This is a genomic window from Sphingomonas sp. NIC1, from assembly GCF_001638925.1.
Classification (GTDB): Bacteria; Pseudomonadota; Alphaproteobacteria; order Sphingomonadales; family Sphingomonadaceae; genus Sphingomonas; species Sphingomonas aquatilis.
This window is the reverse complement of the sequence record NZ_CP015521.1, coordinates 567,073-583,929: the sequence shown is the minus strand read 5'-3', so window position 1 is coordinate 583,929 and position 16,857 is coordinate 567,073. Positions and strand designations below refer to the sequence as shown.

The following is a 16,857-nucleotide window of genomic DNA, read 5'->3' as shown; positions in this document are numbered from 1 at the left end:
GCGCGGCCACAAGGCGGTTCACCCGGCACGAAACAGGAGCCTTTCGATGTCCACCGACACGCAGACCGCCACCACCCAGCTGCTCGCGCAGGCCAATATCGCCCATTCGCTGAAGGTCGAAAGCCGCGACGGGGATCAGGTGGGCGCGGTCTATGCGCTGATGGTCCACAAGGGATCGGGCCGCACGACGCACGCCGTGCTGAGCCTCGGCGGGTTCCTGGGGATGGGCAAGAGCTTCTACCCGGTGCCGTTCGGCCTGTTGCAGTTCGATCCCGTCCGCGACCTGTACGTCATCACCATCGACCGCCGCATCCTGGAAGGCGGCCCCAGCTGGGCGAACAACGCCCCCGTATTCGACCAGGCCTATGCCGATCGCGTCGCGAGCTACTACGGTGTCGGCAGCGAGAATTTGGCCGCGGGATGAGCGGCGCGACGCAGGCCGGCGCGCGCGGTGAGGTCCTTGGGTTGAACCAAGCCATGGACCAAGCCGACCCAGTGTAGAGCACACAGGACCCACCAGCCGGGATCGGGCTGTCCCGGTTCAATCCCAAGGCGGGCAGAGCCCGGCCAGGCGTGGTGATTGCCATGCCACGCTTCGCCAAATGTTAGCAGGGCCGCCGCAGGCCAGTCGTGGCCCTGGACTGCCACATCGTCGACAGTCCAGCCCTGCGGCCCCCGATGATGGGTGACGTGGCCGACGAACCAATGGCCAGTGACGCTGACAGCAATGCGGACCGGCACGCCCCAGACGACCCACGGCCATCCGCCCGCCGCGAACAGTAATGCGGCAACGGGAAGTTGCTGCAGCATCCACGTTGCCTCGAGAAAACCTAACCAGCGATCGTCGATCAGCCGATCTTCAGGAACGAACCGGGGCGGCTTTGCGAGAATAAGGCGGCAGTGCATCTGCCACCACGCATCCTTCCAGATCTTCGCGCGATGCGCATGGAGATCATGGCATTCGGATTGGCGCTGCGCCCAGTCGCGCATGTCGTGCAAACGCACCATGCCGATCGGACCGGCCATGCCGACGAGCGTTCCGAGATAGACCAATATCCGTTCGAGCCAGAGAGGGGCGACGAAGCTGCGATGGATCAGCAGCCGGTGCAGACCGATGCTATGGCCAAGGCACAGGGTCAGACCGGCAGTCAGGCCGAACACGATGACGGCGCCAGGCGTGGTGTAGAACGGGATAAGCGATGCCGCGGCCCCGGTCATGCCCGTCATCCAAAGCGAGCGCGCAGGCGCCCAGCGCACGATGCCCTCCACCGCGTCGGTATCCGCATCGCCGATCATTCGATCCGTTGACAGGCACGTCATAGCGCATCCTTCAATAGTTAGCTATTAAGCTAACTATCTAGGCACGTTTGTCAACGTTTAGTGAAATGCCTATCTGACCAGGATAAGGAGCTTATATGCAGCGTGTTTTCGAGGCACTGGCGTCGGTGCCGCGGCGGAAGATTCTGGCCTATCTGGCACACGCGGAGTTGAGCGCCGGCGACATCGCGTCCCGATTCGATATGTCCAAGCCATCGATTTCGCAGCATCTTTCGGTGCTGGAAAGCGCGGGACTGGTCACGAGTGAGCGGCGCGGTCAGTTCGTCTTCTACCGCTTGGTTCCCGAAAGCCTGGCGAATACGCTGAACGGGTTCGTGCAAGAGGTGTGTCCAGTATCGCGCCCGCTGAAGAGCGAAAGCGCGAAACTGGCCGCGGGAAAGACGCCTGGGGACGTCTGAGCTCAGACCTTCCGCCCGCTCGCAAATTTCTTGGATTTTCCGTACCGCGTTTTGCGTGTCCCCGGTTTGCCTTCGTTGCTGCGGCCCATGATCGGGGCCTTTTGTTCGTGTACGGGCAGGCCGAGTTCTTCGTTTTCGAGCTGGCGGATTTCGTCGCGGAGGCGGCCGGCGGTTTCGAATTCGAGGTCGGCGGCAGCCTTGCGCATCTGCTTTTCGAGGTCCTCGATATAGGCGCGCAGGTTGTGGCCGACCATGTGGGGGCGGTCTTCGTCGATGGGGACGGTGACCTGGTCGCCCTGGCTGACGTGCGCGATGATGTCGCCGATGTTGCGGCGGATCGTCGTCGGCGTGATGCCGTGTTCGGCGTTATACGCCTCCTGCTTCTCGCGGCGGCGCTGCGTCTCGTTCATCGCCCGCTCCATCGAGCCGGTGATGCGGTCGGCGTAGAGGATCACACGACCGTCGACGTTGCGCGCGGCGCGGCCGATCGTCTGGATCAGCGAGGTTTCGGAGCGCAGGAAACCTTCCTTGTCGGCGTCGAGGATCGCGACCAGCCCGCATTCGGGGATGTCGAGGCCTTCGCGCAGCAGGTTGATGCCGATCAGCACGTCGTAGACGCCGAGGCGCAGGTCGCGGATCAGCTCGATACGCTCCAGCGTCTCGACGTCGGAGTGCATGTAGCGGACCTTGATCCCCGCTTCGTGCATATATTCGGTGAGGTCCTCGGACATCCGCTTCGTGAGCGTCGTCACCAGCGTGCGATAGCCCTTGGCGGTGGTCGCCTTGCACTCCTGGATCAGGTCCTGCACCTGTTCCTCGACCGGGCGGATTTCCACGGGCGGGTCGATCAGGCCGGTCGGGCGGATGACCTGTTCGGCGAAGACGCCGCCGGTCTGCTCCATCTCCCAATTGCCCGGCGTCGCCGAAACGCTGACCGTCTGCGGACGCATCGCGTCCCATTCGTTGAACCGTAGCGGGCGATTGTCGATGCACGAGGGCAGGCGGAAGCCATATTCGGCGAGCGTGATTTTCCGTCGATGGTCGCCGCGCGCCATCGCGCCGATCTGCGGCACGGTCTGGTGGCTTTCGTCGACGAACAGCACGGCGTTTTCGGGGAGATATTCGAACAGGGTGGGGGGCGGTTCGCCGGGCAGGCGACCGGTGAGGAAGCGGCTGTAATTTTCGATGCCGGCGCAGCTGCCGGTCGCCGCGATCATCTCGAGGTCGAAATTGGTGCGCTGTTCGAGGCGCTGGGCTTCGAGCAGTTTCCCTTCCGCGATCAGCTCCTTGAGGCGTTCGGACAGCTCGTGCTTGATCGCCTCGCCGGCCTGCTTCAGCGTCGGGCCGGGGGTGACATAGTGGCTGTTCGCGTAGACGCGCACGCTGTTGAGCGACGCGACCTTCTTGCCGGTCAACGGATCGAATTCGGTGATCTCTTCGATGTCATCGCCGAAGAAGCTGATCCGCCACGCGCTGTCTTCATAATGCGACGGGAAGATTTCGAGCGTGTCGCCCTTCACGCGGAAGTTGCCGCGCTGGAAGGCGGCGTCGTTGCGCTTGTACTGCAACGCCACGAGCTTGCGCACGATCTCGCGCTGATCGACCGTCGTGCCTTTTTTCAGGTCGAAGATCATCGCCGAATAGGTTTCGACCGAGCCGATGCCGTAGAGGCACGAGACCGAGGCGACGATGATGACGTCGTCGCGTTCGAGCAGCGAGCGCGTCGCCGAATGGCGCATGCGGTCGATCGACTCGTTGGTCGACGATTCCTTTTCGATATACGTATCCGACCGCGGCACGTACGCCTCGGGTTGATAATAATCGTAATAGCTGACGAAATATTCGACGGCGTTTTCGGGGAAGAAGCTTTTGAACTCGCCGTAGAGCTGCGCCGCCAAAATCTTGTTGGGGGCGAGGATCAGCGCCGGCCGCTGCAATTCCTCGATCACCTTGGCCATGGTGAAGGTCTTGCCCGAGCCGGTGACGCCGAGCAGCACCTGGTCCTTCTCACCCGCGCGCGCGGTCGCGGTCAGCTCGGCGATTGCGGTCGGCTGGTCGCCGGACGGCTGATATTCGCTGACCAGCTTGAACGGGCGGCCGCCCTCCACCTTGTCGGGGCGCGCCGGGCGGTGGGGGATGAAGCTCTGGCCGGTTTCCGGCTCGTCGAGGGTGGTGCGAATCTGGATGGCCATATCGGGAACGGATATGGGGTGGGGGGCAAGACTCGGCAATGTCCGGGCGGGGTCCCGACAAGCTTTGCTTCGGTTGACCGTGGGGCGCGTGCTTCATATTGCGAACGCTTCTCGAACAACCCGAAGTCCTGCCCGCGATGACCGATACCCGCACGCCGAAGACAATCCCCGAAACCAAGGCGTTCGCCAACGTCAAGGTGCTGTGGGTGCGCCACTGGAACGACCGGCTGTTCAGCTTCGCGGTCGAGCGCCCGGCGAGCTTCCGCTTCCGCTCGGGCGAATTCGTGATGATCGGCCTGCCCGGTGACGGCGAGGGCGCCAAGCCGATCATGCGCGCCTATTCGATCGCCAGCCCGCATTATGCCGAGGAATTGGAGTTCCTGTCGATCAAGGTCGAGGACGGGCCGCTGACGTCGAAGCTGCAGCTGATCGAGGCGGGCGACGAAGTGTATATGGGGAAGAAGCCGACGGGGACGCTCGTCACCGACGCGCTGATCGGCGGCAAGCGGCTGTTCTTCTTCTCGACCGGCACGGGCCTTGCGCCGTTCCTCAGCCTGGCGCGCGATCCCGACGTGTACAGCATGTTCGACCAGGTGATCCTGGTCCATTCGGTGCGGCAGGTCAGTGACCTGGCCTATCACGACGAATTGCAGGCGCGCCTCGCCGACGATCCGTTGGTGTCGGAGGAAGCGGCGACGCAGTTCCACTATATCCCGACGGTCACGCGTGAACCGTTCCGCACGACGGGGCGCATCGGCGATCTGATCGAGAGCGCGGCGCTGTTCGGCGATCCGGTGCAGGGCGCGAAGAAGCTCGATCCGGAAACCGACCGCATCATGCTGTGCGGGTCGATGGCGATGATCCGCGAAACGGCGGCGATGCTGGACGGCATCGGCTTCGAGGAAGGCTCGAACGCCAAGGCCGGGACGTATGTGATCGAGCGCGCGTTCGTCGACTGATCCCTGGCGCCCTGCCGGCCCGAGCCGGCGGGGCGCGCAGGCTGGCGGCTCAGCCGCCCTGGAGCAGTTTGCCGATCGTCATCGCCTGTTCGGCCCCGGTCTTCGGTACGATCTCGCCATGGCGGTCGGCGATCGCGTCCCAGGCGTCGGCGACGCCTTCGGGTGACAGCGCCTCGCCGGTCAGCAACGTACCGGGCGTCAGCGTGACATAGGAGGCCTGGAAGACGCCGGCGCCGGCGCCGAGGATGACGTTGCTCGGCGCATTCTCGCTGACCAGATACAGCGCGCCGGGCGCGACCTTTTCGGGTGCGAAGGCTTCGAAGGCGGCAGCGGGGAACAGATCCTCGGTCATGCGCGTGCCGGCCGTCGGGGCGATCGTGTTGACGCGGATGTCGTTCTTAGCGCCCTCGATCCCCAGCGTCTTGGCGAGGCCGGCGAGGCCCAATTTGGCGGCGCCATAGTTCGCCTGGCCGAAATTGCCGAACAGGCCGCTGGACGACGAGGTCATCAGCACGCGGCCGTAATTCTGCTCGCGGAACGTCTCCCAGCACGCCTTGGTGGCGAAGGCCGAGCCGAGCAGGTGGACGCGGACCACGAATTCGAAATCGGCAGGCTCCATCTTCGCGAAGGTCTTGTCGCGCAGGACGCCGGCGTTGTTGATGAGGACGTGGACGCCGCCCCAAGCCTCTTTGGCGCGGGCGACCATCTCGACCATCTGATCGTATTCGGCGACGTTTCCGCCGTTCGACATGGCCTCGCCGCCAGCCGCGCGGATTTCCTCGACTACGGCGAGCGCCGCGTCGGAATGGCCCGTGCCGTCACGGGCGCCGCCGAGATCGTTGACGACGACCTTGGCGCCACGCTTGGCGAGTTCAAGGACGTAATGACGGCCGAGGCCGCCGCCGGCTCCGGTGACGATGGCAACGCGATCATCGAAGCGGATCGGACTGGACATGGAAAAGGCGCTCCTTCCACGATGGGATGAAGCGCCTTCCATACCGGACCTTCGAACGGGCGCAACACAGGATGTCGCGCCCGTCGATGGTCAGCCGTGCTTAGCGACGCGCGCGGCGCTTCGCCTTGTGCGGGGCTTGGCTCGCCTGCATGCAGCCGTCATACTGGCCCTTCTTGCAGATCGGGTAGCTTTCCTTCGCCGGGGGCGGCGGGAAGGCCTGATCCGGGGTCGGCGCCTGACGGAAGACCGGGGGCAGCGTCGAACCCGGCGTACCGCCGGTCACGGCCGGGCCGGTCGGCGCATAGCCGCCGGCGGGCGAGCCGGTGGTTTCGGCGGGCGGCATGCTCGCCTGCGGTGCCGGGGCGGCGGGCGGCGGCGGCGGGGTCTGCGCGTCGGCGGGCGCCGCGGCGGGATCGGCCGGAGCCGGGGTCATCGTCTGGTCGGCGGGCGCGGGGGCCGGCGTGGTCTGCGCCATCACCGGCGCTGCGATCATCGCCGTGGCGGCGAGCAGAATGAGCTTCATCGCGGGAATCTCCTTTGAAACCTCATGCGCCGACAGGTGTCAGCACCGAGGCCCAACGTCCCATCGCAGACTTTTCTCCTTCGTTTCGCCGCCGATTCGATTCTTTGCGATTAAGTCCCTGAATCGAGGGAATAACCCGCAGAGCGCACGGTGCGGATCAGATCGGGCCGGTCGCCGATGTTGATCGCTTTGCGCAGGCGGCGGATGTGGACGTCGACCGTCCGGCTCTCGATATCGCTGTCATGGCCCCATACCGCGTCGAGCAGGCGTTCGCGGCTGAACACCCAGCCGGGGTGCTCCAGGAAGTGCTTGAGCAGGCGGAATTCGGTGGGGCCCAGCGGCACGACCTCGCCGCCGCGACGTACCTTGTGGCCGACCGTGTCCATCTCGATGTCGTCATAGGTCAGCGCTTCGCCGGCGAGCGCAGGGCGGACGCGGCGGAGCACGGCGCTGACGCGGGCAACGAGTTCGCGGGGGGAGAAGGGCTTGGTGACATAATCGTCGGCGCCGGTCTCCAGGCCGCGGATGCGATCCTCTTCCTCGCCGCGCGCAGTCAGCATGATGATCGGCACGTTCTGCGTTTCGGTCATGCGGCGCAGGCGGCGGCAGACCTCAATCCCCGACAGCCCTTCGACCATCCAGTCGAGCAGCACGATGTCGGGCGTCTTCTCCTTGGCGAGCAGCAACGCTTCCTCGCCATCGGGCGTATGCGCGACGTCGAAATCCTCACGCTTGAAGTGATAGATGAGCAATTCGGCGAGAGCGGCATCGTCCTCGACGAGCAGCATGGATGCGCGTGCCATCAGAATATGTCCTCGTGCGTAGCGCCGTCGCGGTCGCGATCGGCCATCTGGGTTCCGGTTGCGGCAAAATAGACCATCTCGGCGACGTTGGTGGCGTGATCGCCGACGCGCTCCAGGTTCTTGGCGACGAACAGCAGGTGGGCGACCTGGCTGATCGTGCGCGGGTTCTCGACCATGTAGGTGACGAGCGTGCGGAAGATGCTGTCGTAGAAATCGTCGAGCGCGGCGTCGCTTTCGACGACGCGGATCGCGGCTTCCGGGTCGCGCGCCGCGAAAGCGTCGAGCGCGGCGCGGACCATGTCGCTCGCCATGCGCGCCATCGAGGGAAGCAATGACAAAGGTTCGATGCGGTGGCTGCCGCCGTCGGCATCGATCATCGGCACGCGCTTGGCGATATTCTTGGCGTAATCGCCGATGCGTTCGACGACGGCGGCGATCTTGAGCGCCGCCACCACTTCGCGCAGATCGACCGCCATGGGCGCGCGCAGCGCGATGATGCGCACCGCGAGCCGCTCCACCTCCGCCTCGATCGCATCGATCGCCTTGTCGTCGGCGCGCACGCGCGCGGCGAGTTCGGGGTCGGGGCGGGCGAGCGCCTGCATGGCGAGTGCGATGGCATCCTCGGCAAGCCCGCCCATCTGCGAGATCATGCCGCGCAGCTGGCCGATATCGGCGTCGAATGCCTTGACCGTATGATCCACCATTAGCCGTACCGTCCGGTGATATAGTCGCGGGTCCGTTCCTCCCGCGGGTTGGTGAAGATGTCGCTGGTCGCGCCGCATTCGACCAACTGGCCGAGGTGGAAGAAGGCGGTGCGTTGCGAGACGCGCGCGGCCTGCTGCATGTTGTGCGTGACGATGACTATCGCGTAGCGGCCGCGCAGTTCGTGGATCAGCTCCTCGATACGCGCGGTGGCGATGGGATCGAGCGCGCTGCACGGTTCGTCCATCAAAATGACTTCGGGTTCGACCGCGATGGCGCGGGCGATACACAGCCGCTGCTGCTGGCCGCCCGACAGCGCGGTGCCGCTGTCGGACAGGCGGTCCTTCACCTCGTCCCACAGGCCGGCGCGCAGCAGCGATTCCTCGACCAGATCGTCCAGGTCGGCGCGTGCGGTCGCCAGGCCATGGATGCGCGGGCCATAAGCGACGTTTTCGTAGATCGATTTGGGGAAGGGGTTCGGCTTCTGGAACACCATGCCGACGCGCGCGCGCAGCTGCACGACGTCCATGTCGGGGGCGTAGATGTCCTCACCGTCGAGCAGGATCTGGCCCGTGACGCGCGCGCTCGCGACGGTGTCGTTCATGCGGTTGAGCGTGCGCAGGAAGGTCGACTTGCCGCAGCCCGACGGGCCGATGAAGGCGACGATATTGTCCGAATCGACGTCGATCGAGACATGGTCGATCGCCTGCGTATCGCCGTAGCGGACGCTGACGTCGCGAGCGGAAATCTTGGGGGTCACCAGCGGGTCTCGAAACGGTTGCGGAGGTAGATGGCGAGGCCGTTCATCGCGAGCAGGAAGACGAGCAGCACGATGATCGCGGCGCTGGTCTTTTCGACGAAGCCGCGGTCGACCTCGTCCGACCAGAGGAAAATCTGCACGGGCAGGACGGTCGCCGGATCGGTCAGGCGCGAGGGCGGCGCGGCGATGAAGGCGCGCATGCCGATCATCAGCAGCGGTGCGGTTTCGCCCAGCGCGCGGGCCATGCCGATGATCGTGCCGGTCAGGATACCGGGCAGCGCGAGGGGGAGGACATGGTCGAACACCACCTGCACCGGCGAGGCGCCGATCGCGAGCGCGGCGTCGCGGATCGACGGCGGCACCGCCTTGATTGCGTTGCGGCCGGCGATGACGATGACTGGCATCGTCATCAGCGCCAGCGTCAGCCCGCCGACCAGCGGCGCCGAGCGCGGCAGGTGGAAGGTGTTGAGGAAGACCGCGAGGCCGAGCAGCCCGAAGATGATCGAGGGCACGGCGGCGAGGTTGTTGATCGATACCTCGATCAAGTCGGTCCAGCGGTTCCGCGGCGCATATTCCTCAAGGTAGAGCGCAGACAGCACGCCGATCGGGAAGGCGAGGCCGAGCGTCACCGCCATCGTCAGCAGCGATCCCTTGAGCGCGCCCCAGATGCCGACGCGCACCGGATCGGTCGCATCGGCGCCGGCGAGGAAGCGCATGTCCCATCCTTCGGACAGTACGCCGCGTGCCTGCAGCCGGGCGACGATCGCCTCGGCCCTGCGCGTGCCGTCATGCTTGGCGGCGACGTCGATCTCGGTCGAGGTGGGGAGGGCGAAGGTGGTGCGCGTGGCGAGCAGCGCGGGGTCGCGCTTGATCGCGTCGCGCACGGTGAGCCAGGCGGCGTCGGACAACAGCTCGGGCCCGCGCGAACCATAAGCACGGATCGCCGCGGCATCGACCACCTGTTCGAGCCCCGCATCGGCGAGCGCGAGATTGGCGCCGCGGCCCCTCAGCTGCGCCGGCGCGATCGGCAGGCGCGCGGCGGCGAGATCGATCGGCAGCGCGATGCGGGTTTGGCGGAAGCCGCTCGCCCCCTGCCAGATCATCGTCGCGAGCAGGAAGGCGAGGAACCCCGCCGACAGCCACACCGCGGCAAGGCCGAGCCGGCGGAAGCGACGTTCCGCGGCATAGCGACGCTGCGTCCGCCGCTTCACCGCGGCGGGATCGCGGAGGGGGCGGGGATCAGTCATAGGCCTCCCGATACCGTTTCACGACGGTCAGCGCGACGACGTTGAGCGCCAGCGTGATGACGAACAGGGTGAGGCCGAGCGCGAAGGCGGCGAGCGTCTTGGCACTGTCGAACTCCGCCTCGCCGGTCAGCAGGTCGACGATCTGCTTCGTGACGGTGGTGGTGCTGGCGAAGGGGTTGGCGGTGAGCGTCGCGACGCCGCTCGCCGCCATGACGACGATCATCGTCTCGCCGATCGCGCGGGAGACGGCGAGCAGGATGCCGCCGACGACGCCGGGGAGGGCGGCGGGCAGGATCACCTTGCGGATCGTTTCCGATTGCGTCGCGCCCATCGCCAGGCTGCCGTCGCGCATCGCGGCGGGGACGGCGGCGATCGAATCGTCGGCCATCGACGACACGAAGGGAATGATCATGATCCCCATCACCACGCCCGCCGCCAGCGCGCTTTCCGACGAGGCGTTCGTGATGCCGAGCGCAAGGCCCAGCTGGCGGACCGCGGGCGCGACGGTGAGCGCAGCGAAATAGCCGTAGACGACGGTGGGGACGCCCGCGAGCATCTCCAGCACCGGCTTCATCCAGCGGCGCGTCGCGGCATGCGCATATTGGGTGAGATAGATCGCGCTCATCAGGCCGAAGGGGACGGCGACCGCCATCGCGATCACCGCGCCGATGAAGAACGTGCCCCAGAACAGCGGCACCGCGCCCAGGCTGGCGCCGGGATCGTCGGGCAGGATGACCTGCGGGCTCCAATGCGTGCCGAACAGGAACTGGCCGATCGGCACGATGCCGAAGAAGCGCCCGGATTCGTACAGCAGCGATGCGACGATGCCGACCGTGGTGAGGATCGCGATGAGCGACGCGCACAGCAGCAGCAGCATCACGACGCGCTCCACCTGCGTGCGGGCGGCGAAATCGGGGCGGACACGCGTGAAGGCGAAGGCGCCGCCGCCGATCGCGAGGCACAAGGCCAACGCGGTGGCGATCCAGTCGTAGCGCGCCTGCGCGGCGGCATAGGCGGGGGCGAGGCGGACCGACAGCACGTGGAACGGCACATGGCTGCGGCCGCTGGCGAGTGCGCGTGCTTCCGACAGGATCGAGGCGCGCTCGAAGCCCGGCGGGGGCAGCGTCGCGGCGGCGGGCGTGGCGATCACCGCATCGGTGACGAGCGCGGGCGAGGTGAGGCTCCATGCCGCGAGGAACAGCAGCGGCGGCACCAAAGCGGCGAGTGCGACGAAATAGCCGTAATGGACGGGCAAAGCGGTGAAGCGCGCGACCCCCGGCTTGCGGAACGTCGCCGCCCGCATCCGCGCGGCGAGCCAGCCGATCAGCGCGAGGCCGAAGACGACGATGACGAGGGCGAGGCCGCTCATCCGGCGGCTCGCTTGGGGTTTGGGACGTAGGCCATACAAACACCGTCACCCCGGACTTGGTCCGGGGTCCACTCTGCGGCCAGGGGGCAGGCTAGAGGCTCCGGCGCCGCCCTCGCGGCCCGGTGGACCCCGGAACAAGTCCGGGGTGACGGGACGAAATTGGCGAAGGTCACGACGGCAGGTCCGCCGGGTTTAGCGGCGTCTCGTTCGCGATCACCGCCGCCGACGCCGCACGCACCGCAGCGGGCGCGGCGATCAGGCCGCGGCGGACGAGCGGGCCGCCCGGTCCCCAGGCCGCGGCGTACAGGCGCAGGAACGTGTCGAGGCCGGGGATGGCGCGCAGATGGCCCTTCTTGACGTAGAGGTACAGAGGGCGCGACCCCGGGTAGCGGCCGTCAGCGATCGCCGCATAGGTCGGCAGCACGCCGTTGATCGCGACGCCGTTCACCGTATCCGCATTGTGTTCGAGATAGCTGTAACCGAACACGCCGATCGCATCGGGGTTGGCGCTGAGTTTCTGGACGATCAGATTGTCGTTCTCACCCGCGTCGACATAGGCGCCATCCTCGCGCACCCGCGTGCAGAGTGCGCGATGTGCGTCGGGCTTGGTCCGTGCCAGCAGGCGCGCGCGCGGATCGATCGCGTCGCAGCCGCGCGTCAGGATCAGTTCGGCGAGCGCATCGCGCGTGCCGCTGGTCGCGGGCGGGCCATAGACCTGGATCGGCGTCGCGGGCAGCGCGGGGTTCACGTCGTGCCATGTCTTCGCGCGATTGGGCTTGCCGAAGGGCGTCGCGGCGAGCGCGCGATACAAATCGGCGGGGGTCAGGCGCATGCCGGGCCCGTTCTTCGCCTCGGCAAAGGCGATGCCGTCGATGCCGATCTGGATTTCGAGCACCGGCCCGACGCCGTGTGCCTCGCAGGCGGCATATTCGCTGCGCTTCATCCGGCGCGAGGCATCCTCGATATCCGGGTGTCCCGCACCGATGCCCGCGCAGAACAGCTTCATCCCGGCGCCCGTACCGGTCGATTCGATCACCGGCGATCGTGCGTCGGAATTGTCCGCGACGAACGCCTCGGCCACCGCGGTGGTGAAGGGATAGACGGTGGACGAACCGACGACGGCGATCTGATCGCGCGCGCCGCTGCCGCCGCCATTCGCCTGATCCTTGCACCCTGCAAGGCAGAGCGCCAGCGTCAGCAGAGAGCCGGCCAGCAAGCGGCCGGAAGGAAGACAGCGCATCGGATCCCCGCGGGCGACTCGCGCGTCGCCCAACCCGCCTCTGTGACGGTTTTGTTGCCTTTTAATGACATGGGTGGTGGGTGCGGCGGCGGGTGCGGCCGTAAGGGCATTTTTAATGTGCAGGCGGCCGACGCACCTACTCCGTCACCCCGGACTTGTTCCGGGGTCCACTCCGCGGCGAGGGGGACGGTAGGAAGCTCGCACGCTGCCCCCGCGGCCCGGTGGACCCCGGAACGAGTCCGGGGTGACGGGGTGGAGGGGGGACGCTTCGCGCTACTCGCAGCCGAACGGTCGGCGTCAGGCCTTCGCCGCCGCTGTCGTCACTACCGCCGTCTCCGCCTCCGCTGCCGGTAGCGCGATCGTCACCGTGGTGCCGATGCCGACGCGGCTCGCGATATCCAGCCGGCCGCGGTGGCGTTCGACGATATGCTTGACGATCGCGAGGCCCAGCCCCGTGCCGCCGACGCTGCGGCTGCGGCCGGCATCGACGCGGTAGAAGCGTTCGGTGAGGCGGGGGATGTGCTGCGGCGCGATGCCTTCGCCTTCGTCGCGGACGACGAGCTGGACCAGTTTCGAGCGGTTGAGGCTCAACGACACGCGCACCGGCGTGTTCGCCCGGCCGTATTTCATCGCATTGCCGATGACGTTGTGGAACAGCTGCGACAGCTGCGCTTCGTCGCCGGTGACCGCGGGCAGGCCGGGATCGATCGTGACCGACACATCGCCGGCGCGCGGGCTGCGCGCGGCGGCGATCTCCGCGGCGACGTCTTCCAGCAATTCGCCGAGGTCCAGTCGTTCGCCGGGCAGGCGGTATTTCTCCGCCTCGATGCGGGACAGCGAGATGAGGTCTTCGACCAGCCGCTGCATGCGCCGGGCTTCGTCGAACATCACCTTCAGGAAGCGGGCGCGCAGGGCGGGGTCTTCGCCGGCCTCCTCGTTCAGCGTCTCGATGAAGCCGAGGATCGAGGCGAGCGGGGTGCGCAATTCGTGGCTGGCGTTGGCGACGAAATCGACGCGCATCTTTTCGGCGGCATAATTGCCGCTCTGGTCGACGAGATGGACGATGCGCATGCCGTCGGCGGTTTCGCCGGTGCGCATCTCCCAGCGCTGGTCGGGCGCGCCGACGCCGACCAGTTCGACCGGGCGGCCGGGCAGCGTGCCGTTCGGGCCCAGGCGGTCGGCGGCGGCGGGATGGCGGATGGCGACGCGCACGTCCTCGCCGACGATATGCTTGCCCAGCACCGATCGCGCCGACGCGTTGGCGCAGGTGACGATGCCGCGGCGGACGAGCAAGACGGGTTCGGCGATGACGTCGAGCACCTCGCCGAGCAGGGTATCGGCGTCCGGCCCCCGTGCGCGGGCGGCCGCTTGACCCTGATCGCCGCGGCCCATGGCGGCGAGCGCGGCGGCCATGGCGCCGACCACCGTCACCGCCGCGCCGTCGACGCTGCCGCCGACCGCATAGACGCCCACGCCCGACCCCAGCGCGATGACGAGCGCGCCGCTGAGCCGCCGGGCGAATCGGGTTAGCATGGTGCCCTCGCTAGCGGAGGATGATTGCTTGCGGGAGGGGGATCGCAACGCAATTTGCGGGGTGGCCGGCGCCGGCGCCGCGGTCGGCCGTCCCGCCACGGTACGCGCGCCATACTTGCCAGTGGCTTACGAATATGAAAGGCACGCTTGCGATAACAGGGGTGTCATGAGCGACGAAACGCCGATCGACGTTGCGGACCAGACCGCCGGACAGCCTGATGCTGCGCCGGTGACGGAGGGCGTGTCGACGCGTCGCCGGGTGCTGATGCTCGGTGCGGTGACCGCGGGTGCGGTCGTCTCGATCCGCCCGGCGCTGGCGCAGAGCGCGGCGTCGGTGATGACCTGCGAAATCCCGGTGCCCGACCTGGGCCGGGCGGGCCAGTATATCGACCAATATGGCAATGTCGTGCCGGCGGGCACCAAGGGCGCGTTCGCGCCGCCGGGTCGCCCATTCAAGGGCGACGAGGTGAAGCGCGCGCTCGCCCGCGGGCAGTTGCCGGGTACGACCTACGACAGCAGCCGGGCCTATATGGCCTATATCCGGCGGCTGCAGCGCGGGCAGGGCGGCTTTACCTGTTTCGCCTCGTTGCAGATGCCGCGCTGACCCGATGCGCTATCGCGCCGCGGCGCCCGACACGCTGCTGAGGCGCGAGCTGGATATGCTGGTCGCGGTCTTCCATCGATCGTCGGGGATCACGCATCTGCTTGCCAGCCCCGCACCCGAAATCCTCGAGGTATTGGCAGGAGAATTACTCGATCGGGACGCGCTGCTCGCGCGGCTGGGCGAGGCGTTCGAGCTGGGCGATGGCGGTGCCGATGCACTGGCGGCGCGGCTCGACGAACTGGTCGCGGCCGGGCTGGTCGAGGCGGAGCCGATCGGGGCGGCATGAGGCACGTCTTCTGCGTTCGGATCGGACCGATCGGCTTTCGGATCGGCAGCGACTGGCGCGCGCCGATCGCGGCGCTGGAAGAGCTGTATCGTTATTATCCCTCGCCGAACCTGCCCGACTTCACCGTGCGGCTGGAGGCGGTGCGGCCGTGGCGGCGCTGGGTGCGGCCATCGGTGCGGATCGGCGGCGATTACATGCTGCCCGAAGCAGCGCCGCTGCCGCTGGCGCAGGGCCTGCTCGCCGCCGAGATGGCGATGAACCTGCAATTGGCGCTGGGCTGCCGGCGCTATCTGCTGATCCATGCCTCGTGCGTCGAACGCGACGGGCGGGCGCTGCTGATGACGGGCGAATCGGGTGCAGGCAAATCGACTCTGGCGACGTTGCTCGCCGCGCGCGGCTGGCGCTTCATGGGCGATGAGTTCGCGCTGATCGATCCCGAGACGGGGCTGGTCCACGCCTTTCCGAGGCTCATCAGCCTGAAGAACGACGGGATCGCCGCGGCGATGGCGGCTTGGCCGAGCGCACGCATGGGGCCGCTGCTGGCGGCTACGCCCAAGGGTGATATCCGCCACATGGTGCCCGATGCGCTGAGCGTCGGCGCGATGGACGAGCCGGCGCAGCCGGCACTGCTGCTGTTCCCGCGGCACGGCTTTGCGGCGGACACCCGCGCGGTCGCCGCATCGGAGGCGTTCGTCCGGCTGACGCAGGCGTCGACCAATTACGTCATGCTGGGCGAGGCCGGATTCGACGCACTGACCCGCCTGGTGTGCGACACGCCGGCGATGGCGATCGACTATCCCGATGGCGCGGCGGCGGTGGAGCAGGTGGAGGCGCTGTGGCGGACGCTCTGATCCTTGCCCGCGCGCTCGCCGATCCGACCAGTCTGGCGCTCGACACCGATTGGGCGGGCCTCGTCACCATGGCGCGCGCCGAACAATTGCTGGGCACGCTCGCGTGGCGGCTGCACGGCCTGCCGCTGCCCGAGGACGTCGCGCTGCTGCTGAGCGATGCGCGCGCCGCGGCCGAGAATGGGCGCCGCACGGCCTTGTGGGAGGCGGAGATGGCGCGGCGGGCGCTGGCGCCGCTCGGTGTGCCGGTCGTGCTGCTGAAGGGGACCGCTTTCGTCGCATCGGGCTTGGCGGCGGGACAGGGGCGGTCGATCGGCGACCTCGACATCCTCGTGCCGCGCGAGGCTCTGGATGCCGTCGAGGCGGCGCTGATCGCAGCGGGCTGGGAATGGGTGAAGCCCGATCCGTATGACGACGCCTATTATCGGCGCTGGATGCACGAATTGCCGCCGCTGATCCACGTGGAGCGCGACCGGATGATCGACGTGCATCATACGATCCTGCCGCTGACCGCGCGGGTGCGGCCCGACGCGACGGCGCTGATCGCGGATGCGGTGCCGCTTGGTAACGGGCTGTCGGTGCTGTCGCCCGCGGCGATGATCGTCCATGCGGCGGCACATCTACTCGCCGACGGCGATCTGGCGGGGGGCCTGCGTAACCTGTGGGATATCCACTGCCTCTATGGCGAGGCGGCGGAGGACGATCCCGCTTTCGGCCTGACGCTGGTGGAGGAGGCCGGGCGCCACGGCCTGCACGATGCGGTGGTGCGCGCGCTGCGGCTGTCGCAGCAGTTATTTGGGACGCAGGTGCGGGCCTACGAAAGGTCGGGCCGCATCCGCCTGACGCCGCGGTGGAGCGACCGACTCTTCCGGCGGCGGATGCTCGCGCGGGACGACTGGGGGCGGCCGATCCGTCCGGTGACGCGGCTGGCGTTCTACGTGCGCTCGCACTGGCTGCGCATGCCGCCCGCGATGCTGGTGCGGCATCTGTGGATCAAGTGGCGGCGTGGGGCGCGACCTTAGCCCCACCCACCTCGTCACCCCGGACTAGGTCCGGGGTCCACCGGGCCGCGGGGGCAGCATAGGAGCCTCAAGCCGTCC

18 protein-coding genes are annotated in these 16,857 nt (G+C 67.6%); 7 read left to right on the top strand and 11 right to left on the bottom strand.

All coding sequences use genetic code 11. The features are described 5' to 3' along the window. The first annotated feature begins 46 nt into the window (after nucleotides 1–46). Complete coding sequence (locus A7E77_RS02970; RefSeq protein WP_017979527.1) at nucleotides 47–424, top strand: PRC-barrel domain-containing protein; 378 nt, start codon at nucleotides 47–49, stop codon at nucleotides 422–424. On the opposite strand, the gene A7E77_RS02965 is transcribed toward A7E77_RS02970, so the two are convergent. Further along, nucleotides 388–1,296 carry an acyl-CoA desaturase gene (locus A7E77_RS02965; protein ID WP_226341826.1) on the bottom strand — a complete coding sequence of 303 codons (909 nt, stop codon included), beginning with the start codon at nucleotides 1,294–1,296 and terminating at the stop codon, nucleotides 388–390. The two genes, A7E77_RS02970 and A7E77_RS02965, sit on opposite strands and share 37 nt — an antisense overlap. Nucleotides 1,297–1,415: 119 nt before the next feature. Here A7E77_RS02965 and A7E77_RS02960 point away from each other — a divergent pair, with 119 nt between their 5' ends. Then, nucleotides 1,416–1,736 carry a metalloregulator ArsR/SmtB family transcription factor gene (locus tag A7E77_RS02960; RefSeq protein ID WP_063685747.1) on the top strand — a complete coding sequence of 107 codons (321 nt, stop codon included), beginning with the start codon at nucleotides 1,416–1,418 and terminating at the stop codon, nucleotides 1,734–1,736. A gap of 2 nt (nucleotides 1,737–1,738) precedes the next feature. On the opposite strand, the gene uvrB is transcribed toward A7E77_RS02960, so the two are convergent. After that, nucleotides 1,739–3,928 (bottom strand): excinuclease ABC subunit UvrB, encoded by a 2,190-nt coding sequence (gene uvrB, locus A7E77_RS02955; RefSeq protein WP_063685745.1) that lies wholly within the window; start codon nucleotides 3,926–3,928, stop codon nucleotides 1,739–1,741. Nucleotides 3,929–4,065: 137 nt separating this feature from the next. On the opposite strand from uvrB, the gene A7E77_RS02950 reads away from it, so the two are divergent. After that, nucleotides 4,066–4,887: a ferredoxin--NADP reductase gene (locus A7E77_RS02950; RefSeq protein WP_043060734.1), complete on the top strand. Its 822-nt coding sequence runs from the start codon at nucleotides 4,066–4,068 to the stop codon at nucleotides 4,885–4,887. Nucleotides 4,888–4,936: 49 nt separating this feature from the next. Here A7E77_RS02950 and A7E77_RS02945 read toward each other — a convergent pair whose 3' ends face one another. The 9 genes from A7E77_RS02945 to A7E77_RS02905 form a co-directional block, all read right to left on the bottom strand. Continuing rightward, nucleotides 4,937–5,842 carry an SDR family NAD(P)-dependent oxidoreductase gene (locus tag A7E77_RS02945; RefSeq protein WP_063685743.1) on the bottom strand — a complete coding sequence of 302 codons (906 nt, stop codon included), beginning with the start codon at nucleotides 5,840–5,842 and terminating at the stop codon, nucleotides 4,937–4,939. Between the two features lie 100 nt (nucleotides 5,843–5,942). Beyond that, nucleotides 5,943–6,365: a hypothetical protein gene (locus A7E77_RS02940; protein WP_017979521.1), complete on the bottom strand. Its 423-nt coding sequence runs from the start codon at nucleotides 6,363–6,365 to the stop codon at nucleotides 5,943–5,945. A gap of 110 nt (nucleotides 6,366–6,475) precedes the next feature. After that, nucleotides 6,476–7,168 carry a phosphate regulon transcriptional regulator PhoB gene (gene phoB / locus A7E77_RS02935; RefSeq protein ID WP_020486556.1) on the bottom strand — a complete coding sequence of 231 codons (693 nt, stop codon included), beginning with the start codon at nucleotides 7,166–7,168 and terminating at the stop codon, nucleotides 6,476–6,478. Next, nucleotides 7,168–7,872, bottom strand: a complete 705-nt coding sequence (phoU, locus tag A7E77_RS02930; protein ID WP_017979519.1) for a phosphate signaling complex protein PhoU — start codon at nucleotides 7,870–7,872, stop codon at nucleotides 7,168–7,170. Before phoU ends, phoB begins: the two co-directional genes overlap by 1 nt. Further along, nucleotides 7,872–8,630, bottom strand: coding sequence for a phosphate ABC transporter ATP-binding protein PstB (pstB, locus tag A7E77_RS02925; RefSeq protein WP_017979518.1), 759 nt, complete (start codon nucleotides 8,628–8,630; stop codon nucleotides 7,872–7,874). The genes phoU and pstB overlap by 1 nt, the downstream gene beginning before the upstream one ends. Further along, nucleotides 8,627–9,877, bottom strand: coding sequence for a phosphate ABC transporter permease PstA (pstA, locus tag A7E77_RS02920; RefSeq protein WP_063685741.1), 1,251 nt, complete (start codon nucleotides 9,875–9,877; stop codon nucleotides 8,627–8,629). Before pstA ends, pstB begins: the two co-directional genes overlap by 4 nt. Next, a complete protein-coding gene (gene pstC / locus A7E77_RS02915) occupies nucleotides 9,870–11,246 on the bottom strand; it encodes a phosphate ABC transporter permease subunit PstC (protein ID WP_063685739.1) in 1,377 nt (458 codons plus the stop codon). The genes pstA and pstC overlap by 8 nt, the downstream gene beginning before the upstream one ends. A 169-nt stretch (nucleotides 11,247–11,415) precedes the next feature. Continuing rightward, entirely contained in the window at nucleotides 11,416–12,486 is a 1,071-nt protein-coding gene (locus tag A7E77_RS02910) for a substrate-binding domain-containing protein (protein WP_063685737.1), read from the bottom strand. Between the two features lie 297 nt (nucleotides 12,487–12,783). Next, nucleotides 12,784–14,019 (bottom strand): ATP-binding protein, encoded by a 1,236-nt coding sequence (locus A7E77_RS02905; protein WP_063685735.1) that lies wholly within the window; start codon nucleotides 14,017–14,019, stop codon nucleotides 12,784–12,786. 166 nt (nucleotides 14,020–14,185) lie between these two features. Here A7E77_RS02905 and A7E77_RS02900 point away from each other — a divergent pair, with 166 nt between their 5' ends. Genes A7E77_RS02900 through A7E77_RS02885 form a run of 4 tightly spaced genes read left to right on the top strand, consistent with a single transcriptional unit; the run spans nucleotide 14,186 to nucleotide 16,779 of the window. Next, nucleotides 14,186–14,623, top strand: coding sequence for a hypothetical protein (locus A7E77_RS02900; RefSeq protein ID WP_063685733.1), 438 nt, complete (start codon nucleotides 14,186–14,188; stop codon nucleotides 14,621–14,623). 4 nt (nucleotides 14,624–14,627) lie between these two features. Beyond that, a complete protein-coding gene (locus A7E77_RS02895) occupies nucleotides 14,628–14,909 on the top strand; it encodes an HPr-rel-A system PqqD family peptide chaperone (RefSeq protein ID WP_063685731.1) in 282 nt (93 codons plus the stop codon). Continuing rightward, a complete protein-coding gene (locus A7E77_RS02890; RefSeq protein WP_063685728.1) occupies nucleotides 14,906–15,760 on the top strand; it encodes an HprK-related kinase A in 855 nt (284 codons plus the stop codon). Before A7E77_RS02895 ends, A7E77_RS02890 begins: the two co-directional genes overlap by 4 nt. Beyond that, nucleotides 15,745–16,779: a nucleotidyltransferase family protein gene (locus tag A7E77_RS02885; protein ID WP_063685726.1), complete on the top strand. Its 1,035-nt coding sequence runs from the start codon at nucleotides 15,745–15,747 to the stop codon at nucleotides 16,777–16,779. Before A7E77_RS02890 ends, A7E77_RS02885 begins: the two co-directional genes overlap by 16 nt. Nucleotides 16,780–16,857: the final 78 nt, after the last annotated feature.

Coding starts and splice junctions, on each gene's coding strand:
- A7E77_RS02970 (WP_017979527.1), top strand. CDS start 47: ATGTCCACCGACACGCAGACCGCCACCACCCAGCTGCTCGCGCAGGCC.
- A7E77_RS02965 (WP_226341826.1), bottom strand. CDS start 1,296: ATGATCGGCGATGCGGATACCGACGCGGTGGAGGGCATCGTGCGCTGG.
- A7E77_RS02960 (WP_063685747.1), top strand. CDS start 1,416: ATGCAGCGTGTTTTCGAGGCACTGGCGTCGGTGCCGCGGCGGAAGATT.
- uvrB (WP_063685745.1), bottom strand. CDS start 3,928: ATGGCCATCCAGATTCGCACCACCCTCGACGAGCCGGAAACCGGCCAG.
- A7E77_RS02950 (WP_043060734.1), top strand. CDS start 4,066: ATGACCGATACCCGCACGCCGAAGACAATCCCCGAAACCAAGGCGTTC.
- A7E77_RS02945 (WP_063685743.1), bottom strand. CDS start 5,842: ATGTCCAGTCCGATCCGCTTCGATGATCGCGTTGCCATCGTCACCGGA.
- A7E77_RS02940 (WP_017979521.1), bottom strand. CDS start 6,365: ATGAAGCTCATTCTGCTCGCCGCCACGGCGATGATCGCAGCGCCGGTG.
- phoB (WP_020486556.1), bottom strand. CDS start 7,168: ATGGCACGCGCATCCATGCTGCTCGTCGAGGACGATGCCGCTCTCGCC.
- phoU (WP_017979519.1), bottom strand. CDS start 7,872: ATGGTGGATCATACGGTCAAGGCATTCGACGCCGATATCGGCCAGCTG.
- pstA (WP_063685741.1), bottom strand. CDS start 9,877: ATGACTGATCCCCGCCCCCTCCGCGATCCCGCCGCGGTGAAGCGGCGG.
- pstC (WP_063685739.1), bottom strand. CDS start 11,246: ATGAGCGGCCTCGCCCTCGTCATCGTCGTCTTCGGCCTCGCGCTGATC.
- A7E77_RS02910 (WP_063685737.1), bottom strand. CDS start 12,486: ATGCGCTGTCTTCCTTCCGGCCGCTTGCTGGCCGGCTCTCTGCTGACG.
- A7E77_RS02905 (WP_063685735.1), bottom strand. CDS start 14,019: ATGCTAACCCGATTCGCCCGGCGGCTCAGCGGCGCGCTCGTCATCGCG.
- A7E77_RS02900 (WP_063685733.1), top strand. CDS start 14,186: ATGAGCGACGAAACGCCGATCGACGTTGCGGACCAGACCGCCGGACAG.
- A7E77_RS02895 (WP_063685731.1), top strand. CDS start 14,628: ATGCGCTATCGCGCCGCGGCGCCCGACACGCTGCTGAGGCGCGAGCTG.
- A7E77_RS02890 (WP_063685728.1), top strand. CDS start 14,906: ATGAGGCACGTCTTCTGCGTTCGGATCGGACCGATCGGCTTTCGGATC.